Genomic DNA, 16,247 nt, shown 5'->3' on the forward strand with positions numbered 1-16,247 from the left:
AGGCTGTTTATCGTCGGCGTTCGGAGATGCGGTTGACCTACCGCCTTTATACTGCCCGTCTCTCCGGCGACTTTTTAGACATCCGCGGCCTGCGCACCGCGCGGCCCGAACTGTATGCGACGGGCGACTACCGCGCCTCCCAAGCGTTCGGTGAGTCAGTGCGAAGGGCAGGGCAGGTGGCGGGCATCGCTTACGACAGCCTGCGCCACAGCGGCGGCGTCAACGCCGTCACCTATAGGCCACGCCAAATCCTGGATGTGACCCAAGCCGATCATTTCGAGATCACCGTGCCCGTCGTCGGAGCCGTAGTGGCACGCAGGCAGGTTCTGTGAGATTCGCGTGCCGTTCGTGCGGCTTGCATCGGCTACAAACCGAGAGCTACGGAGAATGAATGCCGCCTTCCAATGTAAGTCCTGGTAAACGGCCGAGGGCGTCCAGCAACTTCCGGCCTCGCTCAACTCAGGGAACCGCCGGGAGCCGTCCAGCTGCCCATGTGACCGGTTCGGCCTCACAAAAGCAGGCACAGTGGCTTGCTCGTGCCGACGAAGCTGTGCGGGCCGGCGATGGAGTGGAGGCGGAGCGGTGCCGGCAATACGCCGAGCATTGGTATCGCGTATCGCGCGGACAGGAATAGAGGCGGAGCGGATGGGTAGCAGCACTTTGACGGCCAAGGAACGAGCCATGATCCGCAACGAGTTCATGAGCCGCTTCGGCCCCCCGCCCAAACTTGCGGACGGTATCCTGGTGAAGCGCTGGGTCACCGGTCCGAACAAGGGCAAACCCAAGCCGAGCCTGACCACCCAAGGGCTGCTCGACCGCGGCCTGCTGGAGTTGCCCGACGACGGAGGTCATTGGCTGAGGGCGCGCTTTACCGCAGCCGGCATGGCTGCCCTTCGTGAGATGGCCGAGGATCGAAGAGCGCTACCCCCGACCGAGTATCAGCATGTCTTGGACGAACTTGGCATCAGACAGGCAGGCGACCGCGACGACGCTTCGTCGCCTATGTCGTGAGCAACCACCGTTTTTAAGGGAATGCGCTCATGAATGAGGCGGCGATCGATCAACCCGTCATTGGTGACATTGACCGCATGATGCTTCCTTGCGGTGATGCCGTCATCGAGTTCTTCGTGAAGCCCCCGTCTGGTCCGGGCCCGCATCCTGCCGTGCTGTTCGTGCATGGACATCAGACCGAGTTGGTTCGCCCTGGCGGGCGCTGGCCGATCACGAGGGGCTATTTCGATCGTGCCGTTACCGCCGGCTACGTCGCCGCATCCATCTCCATGCCAGGTTATGGTTTCACGTCCGGACCACCCGACTTTTGCGGACCGCGGACCCAGGATGCCGTGCGCGCCGGGTTGGCAAAGCTGCGAAGTCTGTCGTGCGTTGATCCTTCGAAAATCGCATTATGGGGCAGAAGCCGCGGTGCCGTGACGGCGGCGATGGTAGCTACCATGGAGCCTGACCTTTGCGCCGTGGCGCTGCTCTGCGGCGCATACGACTTTCGCGACGCCTATCGCAAAACGCAGCCGGGGATTGTTCCGTACATCGAGCGGGAAGCCGGCACTTCAGAAGAGGCGCATCGTGCCCGATCGCCTCTGCTCTTTGCGGATCTGATCAAAGCACCCACGATCATCGTCCACGGTGACCGGGATGACGTGTGCCCGCCTGAGCACGCTTCCGAGCTTCACCGCCGCCTGCTGGCAAATGGCACGCAGGTCAAGCTGGTGATGTACGCCGGAGCTGACCACTGGCCACCTGAGGACCTGATCAATGCGGAGGTGGACCGGTTCTTTGCAGGCTGGTTACGCCCCACACAAACCGGGCCGGTTGCGGTACCCGAAAGGGGGCCTGCATGACGTTCACGATAACAGCATCCCGCTGCTTGCTGTTAAATCGCCTGATTGCCAGGGCGGCTTCTTATCAGGGGCAAAGCGCGCGGCCTCTGAGCGGTCGCCAGCGCCAAGGATGACCGAGACCGCGAGGCGATCCAGGGCTTGAGGCGCGTCACCGAGGTGCAGGTCACGCTCCGCCGCGGCGGTGAGCAAACGCCCGATCCGCTCGGTGGGTTCATCTGACCCTACCGCGGGCGTTCGTTCCCAACGATGGACCAAGGGACAGCGGGCTCATCCTTGGCGACGGCGGGCCGCAGTCTGGCCCTTCTACAGTCCTTCTTGTTCGACTGGTTCGAGCGTCGGGCTGGCGAGCTGTGTGGACAGCCAGTGCGCGTCGCGCCAAGCGTCGAGCACGGTTGCCGGTACTGTTTCCCACGATTCCTCAGGCAGCTTGCCAGCAGTCTGGCTCCGGTCGGCCCCCCACCGTCCCTCCGGCCCGGCATCTCGGCGGAAGACGGTGATCGACACGCGCCAGGTGGTCCGGACCCGACAGAGGAGAGCGCCATCGGTTGGGTGGCAGGCGAGCGCGACCCGCGCCCCACGTGCGTGCGCCGCGAGCAGCGGGCCGGCAATCGCGTTGTCGAGCGACACTACATTGGTCACAACCTTGCGCAGCACGGCGTCGTCGCCGTGCCGGGCGGCGAGCCAAGCGATGGCGGCCGCCAGGCGGTGGTTGCCGTTTGAACAGGCAACGGCGCCTCCGCACGCGTCCAGCATCAGAACACCGTCGGCGCCCTTGGCGGGAAAGCGTTGCTTGCGGATCTCAGACTCGATGTAGTCGAAAACGCGGTCGGTCCACGTGTCGTCGGTCAAATGCTCGTCAACGATGCGCCGCCACGTGGCGCCCGGCTTGATCAGGCGGGAGCGGCCGAGCGCGACGACGGCGGTGACAGGAACGTCGAGGTACACGCTCCGTCTGGAGCCGACGCCGACCAGATCGAAGATCCTCCTCACACCCGGAGATCCCTGGTCCCACAGGACGGGTCGGTCGAGGACCGCCGCGCCGGACGCGGCCATGGCGAGCCGGATCCGCGTCTGGGCGTCAGGAAGGGGAGGGGCGGTCATGGCAGGCTCCTGCAGTCGGGCGGGGACCGACGCTGGCCGCCCACACGGCCATGCTGCGACCGGAGGCGAGCCAGCGCCGCCAGCGGCTTAGCACAGCCCGGCGCCGCTGTCGTGCCCCTGCCTTCCGTTGATCGCAGGCCCTGGAAGACCGGCAGTAGCCTCCGGTGCCGGTCCGTCGCCATAGGGCGCTCGACCATTGCCGTCAGCCGCTGCGGGTGGCCGCGGGCAACTCGTGCTGCGCGTGGTCGTCATCGGGTTTCTACCGGCGAGCCGGCTCTGCCTTGCGTCGCAGCTTCAACCGTCGTGCCGCGGATCGGATGCTGTTCCAGCTCCGCCTGGGTAGCAGCGCTTGGAGCTGGCACCGCTCCAAGGTCGGGTAGTTCTTGCGGATGATCTCGCGCTCTTCATCCGTCAGAAAATAGGAGTCCGGCGTGCGGTTGGAGTGTGGCATGGGCTTGGGACAATGACGGCGGGTATGGTGGCCGCAGCATAGCGTCTTTCCCATCGGTTCATCGCCGCCGATAGACGCTGATAATCATCAGCTTTCGAACCAGCCGGTCCCGCGTCGTGACCGGTCAGTTTGCAGGAGGCTGCACCTGTATTGAAACAGCCTCACAAACCGGCCGCTCGTGTGAGGTTGACGCGGAAGCGGTCGCGGTGGCGCTGGTAGCGCCGGGTCATCTCGACGGTGGCATGACCGAGATGGCGCTGGACGAAGCGCTCCTCCACCTCAGCGGAGGTGGCCAGCCCGGCGCGTAGGGAGTGTCCGGCGTAGCGGCTGCGGCGCTCGCCCTCCGGCAGATCCCCACGAAGACCAGCGGCCAGCGCGGTGGCCTGCACCAGACGCGCGACGTGCTTGTCGGACAGCCGGTCGGTCAAGACATGCTTCCCATCTCCGGCGACGCGGCGGAACAGCGGGCCGTGCTCAATGCGTCCCAGGTGCATCCATTGCTTCAGCGCCGTCACCGGACAACTCTGTGGGGTCGAGCCAGGTCCGACCTCGACCTCGCGCCAGCCGGTCTTGCCGCGGATGTGGAGGACCAGCCCATCCTCCAGGACCTCGGCCCAGCCACGGCCATCGTCGGTTTCCGCAGCCCCGTGGTCGAGGCCGACAATTTCGCTTCGGCGCAGCCCGCCGGCGAAGCCAAGCAGCAGGATGGCGCGGTCGCGCAGGCCGCGCAGGTCATGACCCAAGCGCGCGATCATCTGTACGATATCGTCGGCGAGCAGCGCGTCCTTCTGCGCCGGTGGCCGCGCGTGCTTGTTGCGAATGCCGGCCAGCACTTCCTTGATGTGCCGGTCGTTGCTATCGAGGGGAGCGCCACGCTGCCGGAAGTTCCAAGCCAGCCCGGACAGCCGGCGCTCGATGGTGGAGGCAGCGCGCCCGACCGGACGGCCGGACCGTTTCTCCGAGGCGAGGTCGGCGAGATACAGTCCAATCGCCTGGGGGTTGGGCGGCAGCGGGACGACGCCGCGGCGCATGCACCAAGCGGTGTAGTGCCGCCAATCGGCTGCGTAGGCGCGCTGTGTATTCGCGGCCTTGGCGTTGCGGGCGTAGGCGCGCGCCGTGTCAGCCAGATCCTCAAGGTGGGCAAGTTCGTCGGAGACATCGGTCACCGTGGGGATCGAAGGGTCGGTCATCGTTGCACCTGGCGTTGACACGAGGGCGTCATCAGTGAGGGGTGTGTAGGTCGGCATATCGGCCGTGACCGTGAGCGAGCAGCCAGCCGACCACAATTCCGGCGGTCTCCGTCAAAGCCGGATTGGCGAAGGCCGCGGCGGGCACCGGGCGAATGGATGCTTCGGCATAGTCGATGACGTACTGGTGACCCGGATCGCGTTCCAGCCGCTGGAGCAAGCGCTGCAGGCACTGGAGCCCGTCGGTGGGTGAGACGGTCCAATGGCCCCCGGCCAGTCCAGTGTCCGGGTGGGATATTCGGGCAGCGCACCCGCCGTCAGCACCGCGTCGAGGGATCTCAGCATCGAGGCGGGATCGAAGCCGCGACGCTCGATCCAGGGACCGAAGCCTTCCCATTCGTGCTCGAAACCGCCGCCGGGGTGAACCGCTGTCAGCCTCAGGTCCAGGTCGGCCTGCAATTGCCCTGGCGTTGCTCTGGCCGGTGCGTGGCAGGCCGATCCCGAACGACCGGAGCAAGTCCCGGCGGCTCTCTTTGGAGGCCACGCTCAGGAAACGCTGAAGAAGCTCGTCGTCTGCCCCGATGGTCCGGTTCCAAAGACAATCCCCCAGCCGGTTGGCCAGATGCATCTCGGCCTCGTGATCCTCCGCCCTGCTGTCAGCGGTGGCGTCAATCGCCCGAATAAAGTCATCACGGACGTGGTCGGCCTTGTAGGCGCGCTTGGTGTTGTCCGCGCGCGCGTAGGCCTCGGCGCGGTCCTGCGCTGCGCTCCAGCGGTCGAGGGGAGCGTTCATCCTCGCCGACGTCGGCACGCGAGCGGCCGGGGCGGCGGCCCTCTCTGGTGTGATCGCCGGTTCCGACGGCTGCGCCTTCCGGACGGCGGGCGGGCGCGGAACGGGCGTGGGGGTGTGGTCATTCGGCACGGCGCCTCTCTCTGGTCACCGCAGCGCGGCGTTGAGTGCGACGACCGCCACCGGGCCGCGGCCGGCCGCGGTTAGCCGCGCGGCCTCGGCCGCCAGCGCCGCCATGGTCGCCTCCGGCCTCCGCCCGGCGCACACCGGCTGGCGCGTGTCCGTCGCGTCCGACCACGACGGACACGCGTACCAGCCGACGGCGTAGATCCCGGCGGCGTCGTCGTGGTCGCGCAGGTCGCGGTCCACGAGCTGGCTCTCCAGAGCGGTCAGCAGGTCGGGATTCCAGGACTCCTTGACCGCGATCACTACGGTGTGGAGCTGGTGGGTGTGGCGGCCGCGCACCTGAACCAGCAGAGCGGCGCCCTCGCCCGGTGTCCCGTCCATCCCGCCGCGGAATCGGATGTCGACCTCACGGTTGACCAGCGCCCCACGCCCGGCAAGGTCGGCATGTAGGAACAGACGGATCGCGTCCGCGAGCACCCCGCCGTCCTTCGGCCGGAGCGCCGGCGTCTCGTTCCACAGGCTTCGCACGGCCGGCCCGCCGGCACGCAGCTGCTCCTCGAAGCGCCGCAGCGCCTGCTGCACGACCCGCAGCAGCTCAGCGCTCGACCGCACCAGCCGCGCCCGCGGCGTGGCGATGAGCCCGCGCACCTCCTCCGGGCTCGGCCATGGGTAACGCTGCGCCGCCTCCTGGATTTTCGCTTGGCGTAAGCTCATGCGGACGGCGTGTTCCTGCGGCAAGGCGGCCGCCAATGCGGCAAGGGCCGCGACGGCGGCGGGGGTCGCCTCCCGTTCCAAGGACGACAGCAGCCCGCTGCGCAGGTGCGCCACGTCGTCGCGCGGCGTCGGCGTGTAGGACCCCGTGTCGTGGCGGGGATCGCTCGCGGGAGGGAACAGCCGGTGCAGCATGCCGCATAAGTCGGCGCGCTGGTCCGCCGTGAGGTGCTCTAGGACCGGCCGTAGCCCCCACGCCACCTCGCGGCCGAGGGACAGCCAGAGCGTCGACGCGAAGTCCGGGCCGTCGTGGCACACCCGCAGCACCGTCGACGCGCTTGCCGCCGGATCGACGTGGAGCAGGGCATGGGCAACCCGGAGCCGCGGTGTGCGCGGCACAGCGGGCGGCTCGACCCACCGGGCCAGCAGGGATGCGATGATGTCCGGCCGGTATCGATGCACCACCGACAACACCGCCTCATAGTCGTGGGCGGCGTGGAAGCGATCGGGTTGCTCCAGGAGGCCAGCGTAGAGGTCCAGCACGGACGCATGGCCGAAAGCGTGCAGGTGCGGGACCGAAACCGCCGCGCTGCCGGCGGCGATGTCCTTCTGAACGATCGTCTGGATCGCCTCCAGCGTCGTGGCAGGCGCGTGGGTCAAAGCCTGGTCGAGCAGCGCCGTTTGCGCGCTCCGAGTGTCCATGTCCGTGTCCCACCGGCACACGGCGACGATTGCTGGAGCCAGAGCCGCCCAACGCTCCGGGGTGAGCGCCTCCAGCGCGGACGGGCACTCCGCGCGCAGGTGGCGCATGGCCCGGCACAGGGCGACCGGGCGCTTGTCCGTCTGCGATTGTGTCATCCAGGCGTCCCACCACTCGGCGGTCGCAAGCGCGCCGGCTAGCAGGTAGGCCCGCATTCCAACCTGCAGCCGCTGCCGCATGGTGGTGTCCGCCCGCGTCCAGCCCGGCGTGGCCGCGATGTCCACGAAGCCCGAGACATCCGCATCCGGGTCATCGTCGATATTCATGGCCCAATCGACGCGCCACCACTGGTCGAGATCGCCGTTGTCCACGCGCGCAAGGGACGCGTCGAGAGCCTGCGTCCGGCTTTCGGGCGAGGGGCGCGGCGCAGCCTGCTGTTCTTTCCGCCTCCGTTCCCACTGCACATGGTCTCGGTGTTGCTCCCGCAACCGCCGTGCGCGTTCACTGTCCACGGCGATCGGCCCGACGACCTCCTTCAGCGCGTCGCCCATGTGGTGGTCGTGCTGTGCCAGCCCGTACACCGCCGCGAACGTGGCCTCATCCGCGAAGTCGGCAAGGCTGACGACTACGGACGCCAGCAGACGAAGGCGCTCCTCGCTGAGGTCTCCAGCCCTGTGACGCTCCACCCACGCCGCGAAGCGCGCCAGCGTCCAACCGAAGTCGTCGGCGTGAAACACGTGCCAGAGCCTGTTCAGAGACCAGATCTCGGCGTTGGACTTCAGGCGCTCGTACACCGCGTCTAGAAACGCGGCGCGGCGGGTCGGGTCGGCGTACCCGTCGGGCTCGTAGGGCTGATTGTCGCGCCCGCTGAACCGGATGTGGCAGCGGGCCATGGACAGGGCGGTGTCCGCCAAGGCCTCGGCGATGGCTGGTTCCGGCAGCCACGCGAAGCCACGGTTGAGCAATGCCTTGGCGACGCGGTCCGTCGCGAAGGACGTCGCGCCGCCCGCAAGCCCGCGCCGCAGCCAGTCCAACGCGGCGGGCACGTCCGCCGCCGCCAACGGCGAGAACGCATCGCCCAGCTCAAAGGCGCGCATCCCGGCGAACGTGTCGGAGTCCAGCGTCGGCAGTATGGCAAAGAGCTCGGCCGCGGTCAGCCCCGCTGGCCAGAGTGCGGCGAGCGTCGCGTTCAGCACGGGAAGAGGAAGCGCCTGGCCGGTGCCGCCCAGCACCAGCGCCCGTAGGGGGCGGGCTTCGGCGGCGTCGAGCGCGCCCAGACAGTGGATGGCCGCCGCCCGGATGTCGATGTTGTCGTCCGGGCGCATGGCGACGAGCCGCAGCGACGGGGCAACATCCACACAGCGGCAGGCTTCGGCGATCTGTATGGCGGTCCGGCGAACGCTCCAGTGTCTGGACGGATCCTCGAGACACGGTTGTAGAGCGCGGACGAGATCCGGGTGCTGGAGTTTCCCGTAGTGCCGCTCCAGGCCCAGGCCCCAGGGCCGCAGATCACCTTGGTCGATGTCGCGCAACAAGGCCCGGGTCAGATCGGCGGCGAGCGCGGCGTTGCCGGCCACGCAGTCGCTCCGGAGCAGCACGTCGGGGCTCCGTTCCAGCAGCCAGGAGCGGACATCGGCGCGGAACACCGCCAGCCACGCGGCGGTTTCCGCAAGCGCGGGCACCAGAAAGCCGTCCGCCAGCCCGAACAGGGACGCTAGCGCTTCCCAGTCCAGATCCTGGTCCGCCAAGTGGTGCGCCGCCAGGAATTCCGCGTAGGTTTGGTGCGCCCAGGCGAGCCGGCCGGCGCGCTCGCCGGTGAACAGGCCGGTGTTCAGGACGTCCCGGACGTGCTCTGCGGTGACGATGAACGCGGCCCCATCATAGCGTTCCTCGCCCCCAGCCACGTCGGCCACACGCAGCGCGCCCGGCTCCGGAGTGGCGCTGAGGGTGACTAGGCGACGGTTGGTCAGCAGGGACACCGCCGCCAGACGTTTCGCCACAGCAAGGCGCTGTCCGACATCGAACCCGACGGTGTCGGACAGCTCGCGCCGGTTGGGATTGACCTCGTGGCAGAGGAGATCGCAGCCCTGCGTGTACAGCTCGGTCAGGCGCTCGGGCAGCGTGCCGGCGGCGGCGAACAGCCGCAGCAGCAACCCGAGCGTGACCGGTTTGGCGGCGAACGCCTCGGCTTGGCGCTCATGCAGCACCTCCAGAAAGCGCGACGCGGGCAGGCCGGATGCGGCGGCGGCGTCCTCGACGTCGCGGCGGCGCAGCGGCAGCAGCTCATAGACGCCGACCGCGTCGTCGCCCCACAGTCCGGCCAGATCCTCCGCCAGAGTCGCCGGCAGGTCGCTGGTTCGACAACCGATCCGCACCCGCACGCTGGCCCGGCCGGTGTCGTCCAGCGTTCTGGTGAACCGGCGGAGCAGCCCGTGGTGCACCCGGTCGATGGCCAGCATGGCCTCGTCGAGCCCGTCGAGGAACAGGTCCAGGCCGACCTCGCCGCGACACGCGGCTTGGTAGTCCGGGGCGTTGAACAGGTCGTCCACGAGGTCGTCGAGTTGCGCGTAGGTGCCGAGCGGAAGCTCGATCACCCGCCGACCGGCCCGCCGCGCCGCGGCGGCGGCGGCGCGCAGCGCGTCGGTCTTGCCGATGCCCGGTTCGCCGAGCAGGAACAGCACCGGAGTCTGGCTCACTTCGGCAAAGGCGTAGGCCGCGGTCGTGTGATACAGCGCGTAACGGCCGCGCGGATCGCTGAGGAAAGCGCCGTCCGCCGTGTAGCCATCGCCCTGGCGGCACCAGAAGCGCTCCCAGGCGAACCACGCCATCCTCCCAGAGCGGCCCAGCGGTCCCGCCGGATCACCGACCGACACCCGTCAGTCCTCCGGCAACCGCGACGGGCGGCCAAGGGTGCCCTCCGCGCCAGCCGCCAGCCGATCCATCCAACGGTCGCAAAAGGCGTCCAGGTCCTCGTCGTCGATCGGCCGCGGCGGGGCGGCGAAGTTCCACACCCCGAGTACCGGCGAGGCCGCCTGCACGGCTTCCCGGCCCGGCGGCAGCCGGCACGGCTCGTGCGCCGGCCCGCCCCCGAACGCGCGGAAGTAGGGCACCTCGATCCAGCGGAAGCCGCCGTCGCCGCGGTCCGCGTACCACAACGAGGCACTTCGCCCGTAACGGGGCGTCTCGATCGTGATGGAATCGCCGCAGAGCACCCGCCATGGGCTCCCGGCGAACGGGTCGTCCGCGATGAACGCGTGCTCGCCGACGCTCATCGTCAGCCGGGCTTCGCCGAGCTGCGCCACGAACTGCCTGTGTCCGGCAACCCGTGTGACGGAACAACGGGCGGCGGGCGCCAGCCGCTGGATGCGCGCCTGCAGCATCTCGGCCACTGAGCGCAGAAGCGCCTGGGCCGCGGCGACGATCTCCCGGCGCTCGCGCTCCGTCGCTTGCCGCGCCTCCGCTGCGACCTCCGCCGCCGCTTGGCTTCGCGCAACCGCCGCGCCGGCTTGCGCCAAGCGGGCGGCGGCGCTGTTCGATGGCAGCCGCTCCTGCAGCCCGGCCAGCTCGTCCAGCAGGCGGGGCAGCCCTGGGCGCATCACCGGCGCCTTCCGCAGCATGCGCGCGATCAATCCCGCCAACCGCACCGAGGCCCGGTCCACTGCCGGAGCGTCGCGGTAGCAATGCTGCTCAGAGTAATCCTCAAGGGCGGGACCGGCAAAGGGTGGAGCCCCGGTCAGGAGTTCGACCGCGATGCAGCCGAGTGCATAGACGTCGGTCTCATGCGTGGCCCGCTCCATCCGCCATTGCTCGGGCGCGCCGTACGGCCGCGATAGGCAACCTTTCAGCGTGTTGGGAGCGGTGGTCGCATCGGCCACGCGAGCGATGCCGAAATCGGCGATCTGCCACCGCCCTTCCAAGTGTAGGACATTTTGCGGCTTCAGGTCGCGATGCACGAGGTCGCCAACTTCCAGCAGGCCGGTGGCGATGTCCGTCAGGATGGCGATCACCTCGGTCTCGTCGAGAAAACCGCGCCGGCGCAGATGATCGGCGAGGCTGCCTTCGGCCCGGGCCATGACGACGAACAGGGAGCCGGTGCTGCGGTCGGCTCCGGCGTCGAGGACCGGCACGACGTGGCGGTGCGGCCGACCGCGCAGCCGCTGCACGATCTCCAGTTCGCGCTCTCCGGCGACGCCCGCCTCGGCGTGCAAGCGTTTCACGGCCACCAGGCGGCCGTCCGGAGCCTGTCCGGCGAAGACCGCGCCGAAGCCGCCGGGACGGCCGAGCGGCGCGTCCGGATCGTAGTGCCAAGTGCCCGTCGGCAGCGTCACAGGGATCATAGAACCTCCTCGAAGGAGGTATAGCGGCGCCGTCCGAGCAGGGCAACGCTTATCGTCCGATAAGGCAAGATTATCGGACATCGCGGGCCACCCCTGGACCCCGGCGCTTACCCCTGCTATAAGGCGTCCAAAGCGCCGTTCCCGTTTCGATCCCTTCCTCCCCGGCATCGTCATGACCTTCACCTACTGGGCCATCCTGGATGGCACCGACAGCGCCCTGACCCTGCTGGCCGACTGCTTCAACCAGCCGGGGTGCCAGGTGCAGTTCACCGAGGAGCGCAACGGCACGAAGAACTGGACCCTGCGCTCCAGTGAACTAGTGTTCGAAAAGCCCGGCGACGAATGGGACACGGTGAAAGCTTGGATGACCGCGCGGGTCCACGCCATGAACGGCGCCGCGCGCTTGCAGGATCCCTGGCACCATCCGGTCCGGATTCGTGAGTTCCGCTGCAGGGGAGCAGGCGGCGGCCCAACCGAGATCCATGAGAATTGGGATTGGGACCCCGGCCCCTTTCCCCCGCGTCCTCCCAGGACACCGGAGGCGCAAGACCTCGTTCGTCAATGGGCGGAGTTGGCATTGGCCGATAAAGCGGTGGCCAAAGTGTTGATGGTGCTGACCATGCCTCCCACCTGGACCGCACTCGGCTTGGTGCTCGATGCCATCAAGCATGACCTTGGCGGCCAGAAATACCTCGAGCATTGGATGGGCAAGCCCGGTTTGCGTCAGTTCACCGGCAGCATCAACTTCGCCCGCAACCTTGCGGAAGGTCCACGCCACATGGGCAAAATCGACGAGAAATGGAACCGCGAGGCTGCTTTGCCCCTGTGGGAGGCGCACGGCATCGTGCGGGAGTTGGCCAGACAGTGGATCGGGTCAAAAATCGACCGCGTTGCGGAACACAAGCCACGATGAGTCGACGGCCGTCGGGAACGGAGCCGCCGGTGCTTGTGCCCTCAGTCCCGCGCTGGCCGCGGTGGGCATGCCCGGAGGACCAACGGGAGCAGGATGGATGCGCCACCGCGGTCCAGGTCGGCGCAGCCCTGGCCGCGCTCGACGCCGCGGTGGCGCCGGCGCCGCCGTACGCCGGCGCCTGGGCCAGTCGCTTGGCGCTCGCCGCCGCCGCCGGGGCGGTGGCGCGCGACGGGCGGCTGGAAGACGAGGCGGCGCTGCGCGACCTCGTCGCCTTCTCCCCGGAGTTGCCGGCTGGTCCCGTGACGGCGGTGGTGCGCGCCCATCTGTGGCTCGTCGCCGGAGCTCCCGGCCACCGTTGGAGCGCCGTACCGGAGCTGATCGCCGGCTTCCGGGTCCGCGACGACGCCCTGCCGGACGCGCTGGCCGGGCGGCTCGCCGCCGCCGCCGCCGCCGTCTGCCCGCTCGCGGCGACCGCCGCCGCCGTCCAGGCGGTGCTGACCGTCCGCCCCGGACGCGGAGCGCTCGCTTTGTGGGCCGCCGACGTGACGCTGAGTCGTTGGCTGGGGTGGGATCATGGGCTGCCGTTGGTCACCCTCGGATTTCGTCAGCGTGGCGGTGCTCTCGATGCGCTGGCCTCGGCCGACGATCCCCGTCTGGCCGGTTGCGTCCTGCACGGCGCCACGCGAGCGTTCGACGGCTTCGTCCTGCTCGGTTACCGCAGCTCCGGGCTGCAGGCGCTGCGCGCTCGCCTGCGCGCCCGTGCCGCCGGGGCGGTGATCGACCGGCTGCTCGCCCGCGATGCCCTGTCAGTCGCCGGGGTGCGCGACCTGATCCCCGAGCGTGCGGCCCGCCGCCTGTTCGACCGCCTGACCGACCTTGGCGGCGTGCGCGAACTGACCGGCCGGTCCACCGCCCGTCTCTATGGTCTTTGAGGACACTCCATGGCGAAGCGATCCGACGACGTGCCGTTCGACCGGGATCTGGCCGACCTGCCGCCGGAAATGCGCTGGCGGGAATGGATGAGCCGCGTCGAGGCGGTGATCTTCGCCTCGCCGGACCCGGTGCCGCGGGCGGTGCTGGCGCGCGTGGTTGGTGACGAGTGCCCGCTCGACGCGGTGATCGCCGACATCCGTGGCGAGTTGCGCAACCGGCCCTACGACTTGGTGGCGGTGGCCGGTGGTTGGCATCACCGCACCCGTCCCCAGCTCGCACCGGTGCTGCGGGCGATGCGTCCCACCGGTGGCGTCAGTCTGCCGGCGCTCGGCCAGACGGAGCAGGTGCTGCTCGCCGCCATCGCCTATCACCAGCCGGTAACCCGGCGGGATCTGGAGCGTCTGTTCGGCCGCACGGTCGAAGCCGACGCCGTCAGCCGTCTGCGCGCCTCGGGACTGGTCGAGCCCGGACCGCGCAGTCCACTTCCGGGCGCTCCGCTGACCTTCGTCACCACCGAGACGTTCCTCGATCACTTCGGCCTGGAGAGCTTGGCCGATCTGCCCAACCTGGAGGATCTGCGGGCGATGGGAATGGTCGACACCGCGGCTCTTGACGGCACCCCCGCCGGCGCCCCTCCGCCGGAGGACCCACCGCCTCAGGCGCCGCCATCGCTGCCCAAGGGGCGGGCGCCAGCCGGTCCACCGGCAACCGACCTGACCAGTCCTGTGGCAGCGGTGAATGCGGCGTCAGCTCGGGTGGCGGCCCGGCTTCAAGCGTTGACATTGGATGAAGAAGAGGCTGCCTCACTCAAGATCCTGGCAAGGTGAAGAACAGAGGCGACCGGAAGCGGCGGTTCCTTTTGCTCCAGAGGTGAACACGCCGCACCTCAGAGCCTCGCTGGGCATTTCGTAAGATGCAATAACCACCCACAAGTTGTTGCCTAAAAGTGCCTTACGAAACCGGTTCACGGTTGTTAGAGAGGGATCACCGGCTTCGTACTCGATGGCCTGTGGGGCATTGTTGAACCGCTGATTCCGCCCAAGGAGCTTCCGAAGCCGAAGGGCGGACGGCCGCGGCGGGACGATTGTGCGGCGCTGACCGGCATCCTGGTTATGTTGCGCATCCGGCATGTCTTTGCATGTTGTTGCCGATGGAGACGGACTGCGGCTCGGGTCAGGGCCTGCCCAAGCCTGCCACGGCGGTGCAAAGCATGATCACTCGTGGCCTGTTGTCATTGGTGAACAACAGAGCGTAGTAGTTGAATGCGACTTTCACGCTGGCGGATATTAAGGCTATGCGCCGCATGGCTGCAGAGAAATGGGCGCTGCCGCTCAGCGAGCATTAGCAGCTGCTCGATGAACTCGCCGGCTAACCATGAGGACAAGGGAGATGGCACGCGCGTCGGTTCAAGTTGGGGAGCGCTTCACCCGAGCGGTCGGATCGCCTAAGGTCTACGTCGTCATCGCCCTTGTCGACAGGCCGGGCCACCTCCCGCACGCCCGTCTGCTCCTGGAGGACGGGACCCCAAGCGACGAACTCCTCGTCAGCTTGGACGCTCTAGGCGACCGCAAGCATTGGCGTGCGGTCCCGTGAGGTGCTTCCGCCGCACGCGTTGACACCCCTCGGGGTCGTGCCCACAATCAACTCATGTGCGGACGCTTTGCCATTCACTCGCCGGCCAGCCTCTTGGTAGACCGGTTCAGCGCCACGGTGCACGGCGACGCCCCGGCGCCGCGGTACAATGCCGCACCGATGCAAACCCTGCCGGTCATCCGGTTCAACCCAGAGGCCAAGGAACGGCGTCTCAGCCCGCTGAGGTGGGGCTTGGTCCCGGTGTGGTCAAAAGACCCGACCGGCGCGGCAAAGATGATCAATGCTCGTGCCGAGGGCGTGGCTGAGAGGCCCGCGTTCCGGTCTGCTTTCAAGAAGCGCCGCTGTCTGGTGCCGTTCGACGCCTACTATGAGTGGCGCAAGCTCGATGGGGCGAAGATCCCGCACGCCATCGCTACGGACAGCAACGGGCCAGACGCCTTCGCCGGGCTCTGGGAGGGTTGGAAAGACCCAGCCACTGACGAGTGGCTGCACACCTTCACCATCATCACCACCGAGGCCAATGACGCGACCCGAGACATTCACGACCGCATGCCGGTCATCCTGCCGCCCGATCGCTGGAGCGCCTGGCTGGGCGAGGAGGAGGCCAGCCCCGACGAACTACGGGCAATGCTGGTCTCGTACCCGGGTGAGCACATGCGGGTCTGGCAAGTCAGCAAAGACGTCGGCTCGGTCAGGAACGACCGCCCCGATTTGATCAATGCGGCGGAGAGCGGGCAAGCCATCAATCCAGCGTGAGCCCGGCTTGGTTTGATCAAGTCGTTGCCGATGTGGCATCGCGAGCCCATTTTGCTGAGGACTCAGCATTTCTCCGAGGCGTTCCATGGCGCGACGGCGGACCGTTCGGCGCGACGAGGCGGCGGAGATCCTCGACGAGGCCCGCCGCATTCTCAAGGACAAGGATGCAGCCGCACTCGCCGGCGAAGCGTCTCTGTGCATTCTGGAAGCCGCGCTAACCGACGATTTCGATGAGAGCTATGCGGCGGAGCGGATTGCCGATCTGCTCGCTGCTGATGTCTGGCGCACGCTCAAGAACCGTCTGGCGCAGCGCCGCTCGCACGTGCGGGCGGTCGAGGAAGGCCTCGCTCCCGTCCATGTCCGACTCCCAGCTGAAGTCGCGCAGGCCCTCACTGCGATCGCACCATCCCCCGTCGACGCAATCCGTCAGTTGCTGGACGTTGCAGTTCCGAAGCCCGGCTCTGAGGCATTCTGTCGGAATCATCTATGTTGCCCCGAGGTGCCGCTCGCCCAGCCTGAACGTTGGGCCTGCGCCACCTGCGGCATGGCCGGACGCGCGGATTGGCCGCTCAACCCGTACATGGAATGGCGGCTGACCGGGGCCGTTGAAAAGGCAACCGCGCTGCGCGACATCGTGGCCGACCTCTACTCCCGCTTCCCAAACAGCGAGCGGTTTACGCTTGCCTCCTGGGTGGCAGTTCGACTTTGCGCATTTCAGGACTGCCGTCTCGGTTAGGAGGCGGTTCACAAGTTCAGCAATGGTGCGGGGTGACGGGGATTACGGCGCGTAGCA

At 68.2% G+C, this 16,247-nt stretch carries 14 protein-coding genes and 1 pseudogene; 10 read left to right on the forward strand and 5 right to left on the reverse strand.

The genetic code is table 11. The annotated features are described in order from the left end of the window. From FHW79_RS31540 to FHW79_RS31555, 4 genes are all read left to right on the forward strand, one after another. A partial coding sequence (locus FHW79_RS31540; RefSeq protein WP_211108581.1) for an RES family NAD+ phosphorylase occupies positions 1 to 332 on the forward strand: 332 nt, incomplete at its 5' end. A 59-nt stretch (positions 333 to 391) separates the two neighbouring features. After that, positions 392 to 634 (forward strand): DUF4167 domain-containing protein, encoded by a 243-nt coding sequence (locus FHW79_RS31545; RefSeq protein WP_183182572.1) that lies wholly within the window; start codon positions 392 to 394, stop codon positions 632 to 634. A 47-nt stretch (positions 635 to 681) separates the two neighbouring features. After that, on the forward strand, positions 682 to 1,011 hold the full coding sequence (locus FHW79_RS31550) for a hypothetical protein (RefSeq protein WP_183182573.1): 330 nt from the start codon (positions 682 to 684) through the stop codon (positions 1,009 to 1,011). A gap of 29 nt (positions 1,012 to 1,040) precedes the next feature. Beyond that, on the forward strand, positions 1,041 to 1,856 hold the full coding sequence (locus tag FHW79_RS31555) for a prolyl oligopeptidase family serine peptidase (protein WP_183182574.1): 816 nt from the start codon (positions 1,041 to 1,043) through the stop codon (positions 1,854 to 1,856). 303 nt (positions 1,857 to 2,159) lie between these two features. Here FHW79_RS31555 and FHW79_RS31560 read toward each other — a convergent pair whose 3' ends face one another. The 5 genes from FHW79_RS31560 to FHW79_RS31580 all read right to left on the reverse strand — a co-directional run bounded on the left by FHW79_RS31560 (position 2,160) and on the right by FHW79_RS31580 (position 11,259). Next, positions 2,160 to 2,957 (reverse strand): hypothetical protein, encoded by a 798-nt coding sequence (locus FHW79_RS31560; protein ID WP_183182575.1) that lies wholly within the window; start codon positions 2,955 to 2,957, stop codon positions 2,160 to 2,162. A 612-nt stretch (positions 2,958 to 3,569) separates the two neighbouring features. After that, the gene (locus FHW79_RS31565) at positions 3,570 to 4,598 is read right to left on the reverse strand and encodes a tyrosine-type recombinase/integrase (RefSeq protein ID WP_211108582.1); all 1,029 of its coding nucleotides are present in this window, start codon (positions 4,596 to 4,598) and stop codon (positions 3,570 to 3,572) included. Between the two features lie 31 nt (positions 4,599 to 4,629). After that, the gene (locus FHW79_RS31570; RefSeq protein ID WP_183182577.1) at positions 4,630 to 5,388 is read right to left on the reverse strand and encodes a hypothetical protein; all 759 of its coding nucleotides are present in this window, start codon (positions 5,386 to 5,388) and stop codon (positions 4,630 to 4,632) included. 144 nt (positions 5,389 to 5,532) lie between these two features. After that, a complete protein-coding gene (locus tag FHW79_RS31575; RefSeq protein WP_183182578.1) occupies positions 5,533 to 9,750 on the reverse strand; it encodes a hypothetical protein in 4,218 nt (1,405 codons plus the stop codon). A gap of 48 nt (positions 9,751 to 9,798) precedes the next feature. Then, on the reverse strand, positions 9,799 to 11,259 hold the full coding sequence (locus tag FHW79_RS31580) for a serine/threonine-protein kinase (RefSeq protein ID WP_183182579.1): 1,461 nt from the start codon (positions 11,257 to 11,259) through the stop codon (positions 9,799 to 9,801). Between the two features lie 172 nt (positions 11,260 to 11,431). On the opposite strand from FHW79_RS31580, the gene FHW79_RS31585 reads away from it, so the two are divergent. The 6 genes and pseudogenes from FHW79_RS31585 to FHW79_RS31605 all read left to right on the forward strand — a co-directional run bounded on the left by FHW79_RS31585 (position 11,432) and on the right by FHW79_RS31605 (position 16,190). Further along, positions 11,432 to 12,172 (forward strand): hypothetical protein, encoded by a 741-nt coding sequence (locus FHW79_RS31585; RefSeq protein ID WP_183182580.1) that lies wholly within the window; start codon positions 11,432 to 11,434, stop codon positions 12,170 to 12,172. A gap of 29 nt (positions 12,173 to 12,201) precedes the next feature. Further along, a complete protein-coding gene (locus FHW79_RS31590; RefSeq protein ID WP_183182581.1) occupies positions 12,202 to 13,104 on the forward strand; it encodes a DUF1403 family protein in 903 nt (300 codons plus the stop codon). A 9-nt stretch (positions 13,105 to 13,113) separates the two neighbouring features. Then, on the forward strand, positions 13,114 to 13,932 hold the full coding sequence (locus FHW79_RS31595; protein ID WP_183182582.1) for an SMC-Scp complex subunit ScpB: 819 nt from the start codon (positions 13,114 to 13,116) through the stop codon (positions 13,930 to 13,932). Positions 13,933 to 14,088: 156 nt separating this feature from the next. Continuing rightward, positions 14,089 to 14,279 (forward strand): annotated as a pseudogene (locus FHW79_RS33140) (IS5/IS1182 family transposase); the annotation flags it as partial. A gap of 473 nt (positions 14,280 to 14,752) precedes the next feature. Beyond that, the gene (locus FHW79_RS31600; RefSeq protein WP_183182583.1) at positions 14,753 to 15,454 is read left to right on the forward strand and encodes an SOS response-associated peptidase; all 702 of its coding nucleotides are present in this window, start codon (positions 14,753 to 14,755) and stop codon (positions 15,452 to 15,454) included. 85 nt (positions 15,455 to 15,539) lie between these two features. After that, positions 15,540 to 16,190 (forward strand): hypothetical protein, encoded by a 651-nt coding sequence (locus tag FHW79_RS31605; RefSeq protein WP_183182584.1) that lies wholly within the window; start codon positions 15,540 to 15,542, stop codon positions 16,188 to 16,190. The last annotated feature ends 57 nt before the right edge of the window (positions 16,191 to 16,247 follow it).

The organism is Azospirillum sp. OGB3 (assembly GCF_014192915.1).
Taxonomy (GTDB): domain Bacteria; phylum Pseudomonadota; class Alphaproteobacteria; order Azospirillales; family Azospirillaceae; genus Azospirillum.

Excerpts from the sequence above, each read along its gene's own strand:
- FHW79_RS31580 (WP_183182579.1), bottom strand. The coding sequence starts at position 11,259 with ATGATCCCTGTGACGCTGCCGACGGGCACTTGGCACTACGATCCGGAC.
- FHW79_RS31575 (WP_183182578.1), bottom strand. The coding sequence starts at position 9,750 with ATGGCGTGGTTCGCCTGGGAGCGCTTCTGGTGCCGCCAGGGCGATGGC.
- FHW79_RS31585 (WP_183182580.1), top strand. The coding sequence starts at position 11,432 with ATGACCTTCACCTACTGGGCCATCCTGGATGGCACCGACAGCGCCCTG.
- FHW79_RS31600 (WP_183182583.1), top strand. The coding sequence starts at position 14,753 with ATGTGCGGACGCTTTGCCATTCACTCGCCGGCCAGCCTCTTGGTAGAC.
- FHW79_RS31545 (WP_183182572.1), top strand. The coding sequence starts at position 392 with ATGCCGCCTTCCAATGTAAGTCCTGGTAAACGGCCGAGGGCGTCCAGC.
- FHW79_RS31550 (WP_183182573.1), top strand. The coding sequence starts at position 682 with ATGATCCGCAACGAGTTCATGAGCCGCTTCGGCCCCCCGCCCAAACTT.
- FHW79_RS31595 (WP_183182582.1), top strand. The coding sequence starts at position 13,114 with ATGGCGAAGCGATCCGACGACGTGCCGTTCGACCGGGATCTGGCCGAC.
- FHW79_RS31565 (WP_211108582.1), bottom strand. The coding sequence starts at position 4,598 with ATGACCGACCCTTCGATCCCCACGGTGACCGATGTCTCCGACGAACTT.
- FHW79_RS31555 (WP_183182574.1), top strand. The coding sequence starts at position 1,041 with ATGAATGAGGCGGCGATCGATCAACCCGTCATTGGTGACATTGACCGC.
- FHW79_RS31570 (WP_183182577.1), bottom strand. The coding sequence starts at position 5,388 with ATGAACGCTCCCCTCGACCGCTGGAGCGCAGCGCAGGACCGCGCCGAG.
- FHW79_RS31605 (WP_183182584.1), top strand. The coding sequence starts at position 15,540 with ATGGCGCGACGGCGGACCGTTCGGCGCGACGAGGCGGCGGAGATCCTC.
- FHW79_RS31560 (WP_183182575.1), bottom strand. The coding sequence starts at position 2,957 with ATGACCGCCCCTCCCCTTCCTGACGCCCAGACGCGGATCCGGCTCGCC.